Below are 11,816 nucleotides of genomic sequence, written 5' to 3' on the forward strand. Positions count from 1 at the left end.
GTCGGCGGGCTTCACGAAACGGGCGGCCGCCACGGCCGCCCGTTTTTCATATTCGTGTTCGCCCGGCGGTTGAAACGGATAATCGGCGCATATCGCCCGCCTTCATTTTTCGCATGCGTTTGCCGATAACCGTGTGGAATCGACAGCGGCATGCCGCCCGCTCCGGCCCTTCGTGCCTCGAAGCCTTGCGCCACAACGCTTTGCACGGGATTCGGAAGGACGGCAATACCCGGTAATTTGATCCTGATCAACCGCCCGCAACATTTTTCGCGTGCGTGGACGCGCGCGTTATACTCCGTTGAATTCGCGTTGCCCGATTCGTCGGATCGTTGAATCGGCGCAGATGTCACCAGTAAATGCTTGATTTACCGGCATATCTGGCCGCGATTACCGATAATCGGCGCCCATTTTCCCGCCGGCCGGCAGGAAGGCGTCGGAATGGCCGCGTCACGGATCGCCGCCGGCACGACATACGAACAATCGCATCGGCCCGCCTCCCGGCGGCAATGCCCACCGATCCACAGATCATGGCAGAAACCGACTACGCAATGCCCAGCGAATCCGGCCTGACGAGCCGTGTCGCCGCACATCTGCGCCGGTTCCTGCTGCCGCACCTGATCTTCTACACCGGGCTGCTGATCGCGCTCGTCCTGCTGCTTTTGTGCGCGCTCGTGCTGTACCAGGGCCGCATCGACGCGCGTGAGCGCTCGATCGCCATGCAGCAGAACCTCGCGCTGATGGCGTCGTGGGACATCGAGCGCAACATCGAGATCTATTCACTGTCGCTGCAGGCCGTCGTCGAAGGCATGAACGACCCTGCGGTCGCTGCGCTGCCGATGGCACTGCGCCGGCAGGTGCTGTTCGACCGCGCGACGACGGCCAAATATCTCGGCGGCATCTATGTACTCGACGCCAATGGCGACATCGCGGTCGACGGCAAGAGCGACGTGCCGCGCAAGGCCAACTTGGGCAATGCGACCTACTTCGCCGTGCACCGCGACCACCCCGACGTCGGCCTCCACGTCAGCGACCCGTACTTTTCGCGGCTGCGCGGCGGCTCGCCGAGCATCGCGCTCAGCCGGCGGATCACGAAGCCCGACGGTTCGTTCGGCGGCGTCGCCGTGATGTCGATCCGGCTCGAGTATTTCCAGAACCTGTTCTCGCGCCTGTCGCTGGGCGATCGCGGCTCGATCGCGCTGATCAACACGGACGGCAGGATGCTCGCGCGCGAGCCGTACGACCCGAAGATCGTCGGCCGCGACATCCGCCGTGCCAGCACGTTCCGGCGGTTCATGACCGCCAATGAAGGCAGCTTCGCCGACACCGCGTCGATCGACGGCGTGCGGCGCCTGTACGTGTTCCGGCATCTCGAGCACCTGCCGCTCATCATCATGGTCGCGCGCTCGGAAGCCGATACCTACGCCGCGTGGTACGACCGCGCGATTCCGATCGGCTCCGCGATGGTCGCGCTCGCGATCGGCTTCGTCGGCCTGTCGCTGCTGCTCGACGTGCAATTGCGCAAGCGCCACCGCGCGGAAACCGAGCTGCAGGCGCTCGCGCGCACCGACGGCCTCACGGGCCTCGACAACCGGCGGATGCTCGACGTCACGCTCGCGCGTGAATGGCGCCGTGCCGCGCGCTCGCAGCACGCGCTGTCGCTGCTGTTCATCGACGTCGATTACTTCAAGCGCTACAACGACACGCAAGGGCACCAGGCCGGGGACGACGCGCTTGCCGCGGTCGGCCACTGCATCGCCGGCTGCCTGCGCCGCCCGGCCGACTATGCGGCACGCTACGGCGGCGAAGAGTTCGTCGTCGTGCTGCCCGACGTCGACACGGACGGCGCGGTGTCGATCGCCGAAACGATCCGTACCGGCATCCTCGATCTCGGCATCCGGCACGACGCCGGTGCGTCCGGCCGCCTGACGGTGAGCATCGGCGTGACGACCAGCTATCCCGAACACGACGACGACATGCAGGGCGCGCTGAAGCTGGCCGACGACGCGCTGTATCGCGCGAAGGAAGGCGGGCGCAACCGCATCGTCGTGCACCCGGCCGCTTCCGGCGGCCTCGCGGCGCGGCGGGCCTGAGCGGCCGGACGCGCCACGCCGCCGAGCGACGGCCGCGCAGCCGTCGCCGCCCGCGCGCAAAATCGCCGACAATGTCGCCTCGACATGCCGCCGCACGGCTGACGCGCCCGGCGCGGCCCGCGCGGGTGCGCGGCTGCTTCGCACCACCATGAGACTCAAGGCAAAGATCTTCCTTCTGGCCATCGTGCCGTTCCTGCTCGCGATCGCCGGCATCGGCTTCGGCGTGCGCCAGCAGGCGACGTCCCTCGCGCGCACGCAGCACGCGACGATCCAGGCCGCGTACCTGTCGAGCAAGGAAGTCGAGCTCAAGCACTATGTCGAGCTGGCGACGAGCGCGATCATGCCGCTCTACGACGCGAGCGGCCGCAACGCGCGCGACGACGCGATGCTGCGCACGCAGGCGCTCGCGATGCTGCAAAAGATGGATTTCGGCCCCGACGGCTATTTCTTCGTGTACGACCTGCACGGCAATTCGCTGATGCATCCGCGCGAGCCCGAGCGCGTCGGCCACAACTACTGGTCGATGCGCGACCCGCAGGGCGCGCTGACGATCCAGAAGCTGATCGGCGCCGCGTCGAGCGGCGGCGGCTACGTGCGCTACGCATGGCAGCGGCCGTCGACGGGCCGCGTCGCGCCGAAGCTCGGCTACGTCGTCGCGCTCGAGCGCTGGGGCTGGATGGTCGGCACCGGCATCTATCTCGACGATGTCGACACCGCGCTGCAGCGCATCGACGCACGCGCGTCCGCGAACATCGAGCGCACGATGAGCTGGCTCACCGCGATCGCGCTCACCGGCGCGGCGGCGATCGCCGTGTGCGCGCTGGTGCTGAACGTCAGCGAGTCGCGCAGCGCCGACGCGAAGCTCAAGCTGCTCGCGCAGCGCGTCGTCGAATCGCAGGAGCAGGAGCGGGCGAGGCTGTCACGCGAGCTGCATGACGGGATCAGCCAGATGATGGTGTCCGCGAAGCTGATGCTCGAATCCGCGCTCGCACGCTTCGAACGCGGCTCGGCGCGCATGCCCGAAGCCGAGCAGGCGCTGGCGTCGGGCGTCGGGCGGCTCGGCGACACGCTGCGCGAAGTGCGGCGCATCTCGCATGCGCTGCGTCCGTCCATGCTCGACGACCTCGGTCTCGCGGCCGCGCTCGAGCAACTGGTGCGCGAGCTCGGCGCCGAAAGCGGCATCGACATCGGCTATACGCAGGTCGCGCACAGCGGCGCCCGGCCGCTGCCCGAAGCCGTCAACACCGCGCTGTTCCGGATCGCACAGGAGGCGCTCAGCAACATCGTGCATCATGCGCAGGCATCGCGCGCGGCCGTCACGCTCGACGTCGGCGCGCAATCCGTCACGCTGACCATCGCCGACAACGGTTGCGGCTTCGACGCCGAACGCTCGCAGGCCGACGCGCGCCGCGGCATCGGCCTGCGCAACATGCGCGAGCGCCTCGACGCGCTCGGCGGCATGTTGACGATCACGTCGCAGGTCGGCCACACGATCGTCGCCGCGCACGTACCGCTGCCCGGCGCCGCGTCATGACGCGCCCCATAACAGGAGACCTTTCACGCATGAGCGCCCCCGACACCGCCCGGCCCGTCGCCCGACTGTTGCTCGTCGACGATCACCCGCTCGTGCGCGACGGCTTGCGGATGCGGCTCGAAGCGGCCGACCTGTCCGTGGTCGGCGAAGCCGGCAACGCCGACGAGGCGCTCGCGCTCGCCGCGTCGCTCGAACCCGATCTCGCGCTGATGGACGTCGGCATGAACGGGATGAACGGCATCACGCTCGCGGGCGTGTTCCACGAGCGCTTTCCGGGCATCCGCGTGCTGATGCTGTCGATGCACGACAACGTCGAATACGTGACGCAGGCCGTGCGTGCCGGCGCGAGCGGCTACCTGCTGAAGGATTCGCCCGCGAGCGAGATCGTGCGCGCGATCGGCGCGGTGCTGGCCGGCCAGACGTTCTTCAGCGAAGGGCTCGCCGCACGGATGATCCAAGCGAGCGCGACCGCGTCGCCGCTCGACCGGCTCACGCCGCGCGAACGCGACATCCTCGACGCGCTGGCGGAAGGGCTGTCGAGCAAGCAGATCGCGCAGCAGACGGGGCTGTCGGTGCGCACGGTCGAGACGCACCGGCTCAATCTGAAGCGCAAGCTGGAAATCGAAGGGCAGGCGGAGCTGATCAAGTTCGCGGTCGAACATCGGCGAAAGTAGGCGCACCGCGTCGTTCGGGCTGTGAAGATCTCACGCATGACTCGACCGCTCGCGTTTCCCCGTCGCCCCGTCACGCCGCCTCATCGGCATCACGGCTACCCCCATACCCGGAGCAAAAGTCCACGATCGCCCCCAGCCATGAAAAAGGGCGCCCGAGGGCGCCCTTCGTGCATCCGGATTCCGGACCGCTCAGCGGCCGATCAATTCGTCCGCGAATTATGCTTCTGCAGATACGCGATCAGCCCATCGATCCCGCCCGATGCGAGCTGGCTCTTGAACTGGCCCTGGTAGACCTGGATCAGCCACGCGCCCGACATGTCGATGTCGTAGATCTTCCAGTCGTTGCCGACCTTGCCGAGACGATAGCCGACCGACTGGCTGTCGCCCGGCGTCGTGACCGTCGACTGGACGAGCGCGTCGGCGCCCGACGCACCGCCGGCCTTGAACGAGAACTTCGCATCCTGGCCGCCGAGCTGCGCGAGCGATGCGGCGTAGGTGCGCGTCATCAGCAGCTTGAACTGCTTGTACAGCTCCTGCTGCTGTTGCGGCGTGGCCTGCTTCCACGCGTCGCCGACCGCGATGCGGGTCGTGCGCTCGAAGTTGGTCGCGGGCAGGAAGCGCTGCTCGACGACTGCCGAGACCTTCGCCATGTCACCGCCGCGTGCGGCCGGATCGGCCTTCATCGCGTTGACGGTGCCCTCGACCGCATTGCGGACGATATCGACCGGCGCGCTCTGCGCGAAAGCGGAAACCGACACGGCGGCCGCCGCGACGAAAGCAAACAGATGACGTTTCATACGAATATCGCTCGATGAGAAAAAACGACCGGTTCATTGCACCGGCCGACGAAGCAAAGTATACCGGGCCCGGCGCCTCGGTGTGCCGACGTGACCGACTGTTACCTTTCAGCCCCCTTTGTCACAGGCGTGCAGCGGCGCGTCGAAGCAGCATGGCGCCGATTATGTAAATATCCCCTTACAAACCGGCCGGCCACCGGTATCGATTCCGCCGCCGCGAACAAATCTCCTTCCCTCCCCGAAACCCCCAACGTCACGACCGCCGCCACGCTGCGCCGGTATACTTGGCTACTTTGCCCTTGCCAGCCGCTCCCCACCGCCACATGGTGACATCTCTCATCGTCCGACTCGTTGCATGGTCGGTACGCCGCCCCGTCTGGGTCGTCGTGCTGTCGCTCGTCATCGCCGCGCTCAGCGGCGTCTATGTCGCGCAGCATTTCAAGATCAACACCGACATCAGCAAGCTCGTCGATGCGGAACCGCAATTCGCCGCGCTCGGCCAGGCTGTCGACAAGGCGTTCCCGCAACGCAACGGCACGATCCTCGCGGTCGTCGAGGCGCCCGCACCCGAATTCGCGACCGCCGCCGCGCAGGCGCTGACCGACGCACTGCAGAAGGATGCCGACGCCGGCCGCATCGGCCACGTCGCCGAGCCCGGCGGCGGGCCGTTCTTCGAGCACAACGGGCTGCTGTTCCTGTCGCCGCAGGAAGTCACCGATACGACCTCGCAGCTCGCGAGCGCGCGCCCGCTCGTCAACGAACTCGCGAAGAACCCGAGCCTCACCGGGCTCGCCACGACGCTGTCCACCACGCTCGGCCAGCCGCTGCTGACCGGCCAGGTGAAGCTGCCCACGATGGCGAAGCTGCTCGCCCGCAGCGCCGCGACGGTCGACGACGTGCTCGCCGGCAAGCCGGCCGCGTTCTCGTGGCGCGCACTGGTCGACAACGATGCCGCGCGGCAGCCCGCGCGCGCGTTCGTCACCGTGCAGCCGGTGGTCAACTACGGCGCGCTGAAGGCCGGCGCGGCAACCAGCCAGGTGATCCGCGACGCGGCCCGTTCGATCGACCTCGAGAAGCGCTATGGCGCCGTCGTGCGCCTGACCGGCGAACAGCCGCTCGCCGACGACGAATTCGCGTCGGTCGAGGATGGCGCGGCGCTCAACGGCGTCTTCACGCTGCTTGCCGTGCTCGTCATCCTGTGGCTCGCGCTGCGCTCGAAGCGGATGATCGGCTCGGTGCTCGTCACGCTGTTCGTCGGCCTCGTCGTGACCGCCGCGCTCGGCCTCGCGATGGTCGGCTCGCTGAACATGATCTCGGTCGCGTTCATGGTGCTGTTCGTCGGCCTCGGCGTCGATTTCTCGATCCAGTACGGCGTGAAGTACCGCGAAGAGCGCTTCCGCGATCCGCGCATCGATCATGCGCTGATCGGCGCCGCGCACTCGATGGGCATGCCGCTCGCGCTGGCCACCGCGGCCGTCGCGGCGAGCTTCTTCTCGTTCATCCCCACCGCCTATCGCGGCGTGTCCGAACTCGGCCTGATCGCGGGCGTCGGGATGTTCGTCGCGCTGCTCACCACGCTCACGCTGCTGCCCGCGCTGCTGCGCCTGTTCGCGCCGCCGGGCGAATCGAAGACGCCGGGCTTCCCGTGGCTCGCGCCGGTCGACGATTACCTCGACCGCCATCGCAAGCCGATCCTGATCGGCACGCTCGTGGTCGTGGTCGGCGCGCTGCCGCTGCTCGCGTTCCTGCGCTTCGACTTCAACCCGCTGCACCTGAAGGATCCGAACAGCGAATCGATGGCGACGCTGCTCGCCCTGAAGGATTCGCCGGAAGCGGCCGTCAACGACGTCGCGCTGCTCGCGCCGACGCTCGCGGACGCCGACGCGGCCGCGAAGCGCCTCGACGCACTGCCCGAGGTCGGCCGCACGACCACGCTGTCGACCTTCATCCCCGCCGACCAGCCGGCCAAGCGCGCGGCGATCGCCGCCGCCGCGAGCGACCTGCTGCCCGCGCTGACTCAACCGCCCGCGCCGCCCGCGACCGACGCGCAGCGCGTCGCCGCGCTCAAGCGTGTGTCGGACCTGCTGAGCTACGCGGCCGAGGATCACCCGGGCCCGGGTGCGGCCGCCGCGCAGCACCTGTCGGCGTCGCTCGCGAAGCTCGCCGCCGCGGATGCCGCCACGCGCGACCGCGCCGAGCGTGCGTTCTCCGACACGCTGCGCATCGCGCTCAACCAGCTCGCGTCGCTGCTGCAGCCGCAGGACGTCACGCGCGAATCGCTGCCGCCGCAGCTCGTGCGCGACTGGGTCGCGCCGGACGGCCATGCGCTCGTGCAGATCTCGCCGAAGGTGCCGAAGGGCGTCGACCCGAACGACGACACGATGCTGCGCCGCTTCGCGAAGACCGTGAAAGCCGCCGAGCCGGGCACGACCGGCGGGCCGATCTCGATCCTGCATTCGGCCGACACGATCATCAACGCGTTCCTGCATGCGGCGCTGTGGTCGATCATCTCGATCACGGTCCTGCTGTGGGTCACGCTGCGCCGCTTCGGCGACGTGCTGCGCACGCTGGTGCCGCTGCTCGTGTCGGGCGTCGTGACGCTCGAGCTGTGCGTCGTGCTCGGCATGCCGCTCAACTTCGCGAATATCATCGCGCTGCCGCTGATGCTCGGCGTCGGCGTTGCATTCAAGGTGTATTTCGTGATGGCGTGGCGCGCGGGGCAAACCGGGTTGCTGCACTCGAGCCTCACGCATGCCGTCCTGTTCAGCGCCGCGACGACGGCGACCGCATTCGGCAGCCTGTGGCTGTCGCACCACCCGGGCACGTCGAGCATGGGCAAGCTGCTCGCGCTGGCCCTGACCTGCACGCTGATCGGCGCCGTGGTGTTCCAGCCCGTCCTGATGGGCAAACCGCGCGTCAAACGCGCCAAGAACCAATCGCAAGGAATCAATGAATAAGGTGCGAATCATTGCGGCGACCGTTGCCGCCAGCGCAGTGCTGTCCGGCTGCGCGACGGGACCGGACCGCAACCCCAACGACCCGCTCGAGCCGATGAACCGGGCGATGTACAAGTTCAACGACACCGTCGACACGAACATCGCGCAGCCGATCGCGAAGGGGTACCAGAAGGTCACGCCGACGCCCGTGCGCACCGCGATCAGCAACTTCTTCTCGAACCTCGGGGATCTCGGCAACATCGCGAACAACCTGCTGCAGCTCCGCATCACCGATGCCACCGAGGATCTGATGCGCGTGGCGATGAACTCGGTGTTCGGCGTGGCCGGCCTGATCGACATCGCGACGCCGGCCGGGCTGCCGAAGCATCACCAGGACTTCGGCCTGACGATGGCGCGCTGGGGCGTGCCGTCGGGCCCGTATCTCGTGCTGCCCGTGTTCGGGCCGAGCACGATCCGCGACGGCGTCGGCCGCGCGGTGGACGTGCGCTTCAACCTGCTGAACTACATCGAGCCGGCCGCGCGCAACCCGATGTACATCGCGCAGTTCATCAGCGCGCGCTCGGACCTGCTCGGTGCGACCGACCTGCTGAAGCAGGCCGCGCTCGATCCGTATTCGTTCGTGCGCGACGCCTACCTGCAGCAGCGCAAGTCGCTGACGTATCGCAGCCAGTCGTCGTCGGCCGCGCTGCCGACCTACAACGAACCGGGTGAAGCGGGCGCCGTGCCGGCCGCAACGCCGGCCGTGCCGGGGCTGCCGAACTACGAGGATCCGGGCGAGTCGGGCGGTGCATCGGGTGCTACGCCGAACAACGCGCCGGCCGCGCCAGGGCTGCCGCAGTACGACGATCCGGGCGCGGACAACGCGATGCCGGCGAGCGCGCCTGCCGCTGCTTCGGCCGCTGCACCGGCGGCGGCATCGGCGGCCGCACCAGCGACGCCTGCGAGCGCGCCGGCCGTGCCGCAGTAACGCTGCACCGGCCGTCGCCGCCAAGACAGAGAGCGCTGCAGCTGCAGCGCTCTTTTGTCCGCGAGAAACGGAAGACCGGGGAGAAGGGTGAGACAGGCGGCGCGCGCCGCTCAGGCGATCCGCATCGCGCCGGCACGCTCGAACGCATGCCGCGCCTGGATCAGCGTCGTGCGCGCGCGCGCGCGTCGCTCGCGACCTGCAGCAGCGGGCCGAGCTGCGACGGCTGCTTCAGCAGTTCGCGCAGGATCGGCAGGATCGCCGTGCTGCCGTCGTCGCGCAGGCCGGCCGTCGCCGCGCTCGGCAGCGTGCGCCACGCCGGATCGACGATCGCACGGCACACAGCGAACGGTACGCCGCGCGCGGCCGCGAAGGCCGCCGCGATATGCGACTCCATGTCGACGGCAAGCGCGTCCTTCGCGCGATACAGCGACGACTTGTCCTGTTCGCTGATGACCGGTGCGCCGACGGCCGCGATCGTGCCGCGCGTGACGCGCGCCCAGACCGGCGTGTCGTGCAGCGCGGCGACGAGCCGTGCGCTCCAGCCCACGTCGGTCTCGACGCGGCCGAACGGCCCGTCGATCGCGTTCGCGACCACCAGCGCGCCGGGTGCCAGGTCGGGCGCGAGCCCGCCTGCCGTGCCGAAGCTCACGATGCCCGCGCAACCGCGTGCGGTCGCCTCGGTCAGCGCGCGTTCGAGGCGGTCGGCCCGCGCGGCAAAGACGGCTTCGACGCCGTCGCCGCGCGCGATGCGCGCCTCGAACGCCATCCCCGTCACGGCGATGACGGGCAACGAGCCGGTGGATTGCGGCGCCACGCGTTACAGCCCGACCGTCACGCGCGTCGTGTTGTCGCGCTTCAGGTTGCGATAGCGGGCGAGCGCCCACAGCGGGAAGAACTTGCGATAGCCGTGGTAGCGCAGATAGAACACGCGCGGGAAGCCGGTCGCCGTGAAGCGCGCCTCGTCCCACAGGCCTTCTTCGTTCTGCTCGGCGATCAGGTAGTCGATGCCGCGTGCCACCGCCGGGTTGTTCACCTCGCCGGCCGCCATCAGGCCGAGCAGCGCCCACGCGGTTTGCGACGCGGTGCTCGGCGCCTGCTCGAAGCCGCGATAGTTCAGCTTGTAGCTGTCGCCGTCCTCGCCCCAGCCGCCGTCCTTGTTCTGGATCGACAGCAGCCACTGCGCGCCGCGCTTCATGCGCGGATCGTCCGGCGTCAGGCCGGCCGCGTTCAGCGAGCACAGGGCCGTCCACGTGCCGTACACGTAGTTCATTCCCCAGCGGCCATACCAGCTGCCGTCCGGTTCCTGCTCCTTGAGCATGTAGTCGAGTGCGCGACGCGCCGGCTCGCTGTTCAGCGGCGTCTCGCCGAGCTGCGACAGCATCGACAGGCAGCGGCCCGACACGTCGGCCGTCGGCGGGTCGAGCAGTGCGCCGTGATCCGAGAACGGGATGTTGTTCAGGTAGTACTGCGTGTTTTCCGGTTCGAACGCGCCCCAGCCGCCGTCGCTGCTCTGCATCCCGACGACCCACTCGCGCGCACGCGCGATCGAATCGCGATACGCATCGTTCTGCTTGAGTTGCTGCGCGCGCTCCATCGCCACCGCGACCACCGCCGTATCGTCGACGTCCGGGTAGTGCGCGTTCGCGTACTGGAACGCCCAGCCGCCGGGCCGCACGTGCGGGCGGCGCGAAATCCAGTCGCCGCGCACGTCGAGGATCTGCAGCGGGCGCAGCCATTCGAGGCCGCGGATCGCGGCATCCTCGGCGCGCGGGTCGCGCGTTTCGAGCAGCGCGTGCGCGGCGAGCGACGTGTCCCACACCGGCGACAGGCACGGCTGGCAATACGCTTCGTCGTCGTGCACGACGAGCAGCTTCTCGATCGACTTGCGCGCGATCGCGCGGTTCGGGTGATCTTCCGCGTAGCCGAGCACGTCGTACATCATCACCGCGTTGGCCATCGCCGGATAGATCGCGCCGAGGCCGTCCTCGCCATTCAGGCGCTCGTCGACGAACGACACGGCCTGGCGGATCGCGCGTTCGCGCGTGTAGTTCGGGAACAACCCGTCGACCGCGCGCAGCGCATGGTCGACCACGCGGAAGAACGCGAACCAGCCCGGGCTCTGGTGGCCCTGGCGCGGCAGCAGCCCGGCGTTGACGGGCGGATCGATGAACAGTTCGTCGATGCGCACGCCGCGCGGGTTCTTCGCGAGCGGGCGCTTCGCGTTCAGCACGAGCAGCGGCACGATCACCGTGCGCGCCCAGTACGACACCTTCGACAGGTGGAACGGGAACCACTGCGGCAGCAGCATGATCTCGACCGGCATCATCGGCACCGCGCGCCACGGAATCGCGCCGTACAGCGCGAGCTGGATGCGCGTGAACACGTTCGACATCTCGGCGCCGCCCATCGCGTGGATGGCACGGCGCGCGCGCTGCATGTGCTCGGCGTTCTCGTCGTCGCCGATCACCTTCAGCGCGAAATACGCCTTCACGCTCGCGCTGATGTTCGGCGCGCCGTCGGTGAACAGCGGCCAGCCGCCGTCGGCCTGCTGGATGCGGCGCAGATACTTGCCGATCTTCTGTTCGAGCTCGAGGTTCGGCGTCTCGCCGAGATAGTGGACGAGCAGCACGTATTCGGCGGGAATCGTCGAATCGGCTTCGAGTTCGTAGACCCAGTGGCCATCCGCGTTCTGCGCGGCCAGCAGCGCGTCGGTCGCACGCGCGACGGCCGTATCGACGCCGGCCGGCACGGCGCCGGCGGACAGGGTAGCCATTTCGGTGAGATCGTTCATCGGTCC

General features: G+C 68.7%; 8 protein-coding genes and 1 pseudogene. 5 read left to right on the forward strand and 4 right to left on the reverse strand.

What is annotated here, in order from left to right:
• Positions 1–11 precede the first annotated feature (11 nt).
• Complete coding sequence (locus tag LXE91_RS25375; protein ID WP_223821086.1) at positions 12–152, reverse strand: hypothetical protein; 141 nt, start codon at positions 150–152, stop codon at positions 12–14.
• A 375-nt stretch (positions 153–527) separates the two neighbouring features.
• On the opposite strand from LXE91_RS25375, the gene LXE91_RS25380 reads away from it, so the two are divergent.
• From LXE91_RS25380 to LXE91_RS25390, 3 genes are all read left to right on the forward strand, one after another.
• Positions 528–2,090 carry a sensor domain-containing diguanylate cyclase gene (locus tag LXE91_RS25380; RefSeq protein ID WP_039340473.1) on the forward strand — a complete coding sequence of 521 codons (1,563 nt, stop codon included), beginning with the start codon at positions 528–530 and terminating at the stop codon, positions 2,088–2,090.
• Positions 2,091–2,238: 148 nt separating this feature from the next.
• On the forward strand, positions 2,239–3,624 hold the full coding sequence (locus LXE91_RS25385) for a cache domain-containing protein (protein WP_039340330.1): 1,386 nt from the start codon (positions 2,239–2,241) through the stop codon (positions 3,622–3,624).
• Positions 3,625–3,653: 29 nt separating this feature from the next.
• A complete protein-coding gene (locus tag LXE91_RS25390) occupies positions 3,654–4,298 on the forward strand; it encodes a response regulator (protein ID WP_039340328.1) in 645 nt (214 codons plus the stop codon).
• A 200-nt stretch (positions 4,299–4,498) separates the two neighbouring features.
• Here the strand turns inward: LXE91_RS25390 and LXE91_RS25395 are convergent, their stop codons facing one another.
• Positions 4,499–5,095 carry an MlaC/ttg2D family ABC transporter substrate-binding protein gene (locus tag LXE91_RS25395; protein WP_039340326.1) on the reverse strand — a complete coding sequence of 199 codons (597 nt, stop codon included), beginning with the start codon at positions 5,093–5,095 and terminating at the stop codon, positions 4,499–4,501.
• 323 nt (positions 5,096–5,418) lie between these two features.
• Here LXE91_RS25395 and hpnN point away from each other — a divergent pair, with 323 nt between their 5' ends.
• Entirely contained in the window at positions 5,419–8,052 is a 2,634-nt protein-coding gene (gene hpnN, locus LXE91_RS25400; protein WP_039340324.1) for a hopanoid transporter HpnN, read from the forward strand.
• The gene (locus LXE91_RS25405) at positions 8,045–9,019 is read left to right on the forward strand and encodes an MlaA family lipoprotein (protein ID WP_039340322.1); all 975 of its coding nucleotides are present in this window, start codon (positions 8,045–8,047) and stop codon (positions 9,017–9,019) included. Before hpnN ends, LXE91_RS25405 begins: the two co-directional genes overlap by 8 nt.
• Positions 9,020–9,129: 110 nt before the next feature.
• On the opposite strand, the pseudogene LXE91_RS25410 reads toward LXE91_RS25405, so the two are convergent.
• Positions 9,130–9,785: pseudogene (locus LXE91_RS25410) on the reverse strand (phosphorylase).
• Positions 9,786–9,836: 51 nt separating this feature from the next.
• Positions 9,837–11,810 (reverse strand): squalene--hopene cyclase, encoded by a 1,974-nt coding sequence (gene shc, locus LXE91_RS25415; protein WP_046196375.1) that lies wholly within the window; start codon positions 11,808–11,810, stop codon positions 9,837–9,839.
• Positions 11,811–11,816 lie beyond the last annotated feature (6 nt).

This window comes from Burkholderia contaminans (genome assembly GCF_029633825.1).
GTDB lineage: Bacteria > Pseudomonadota > Gammaproteobacteria > Burkholderiales > Burkholderiaceae > Burkholderia > Burkholderia contaminans.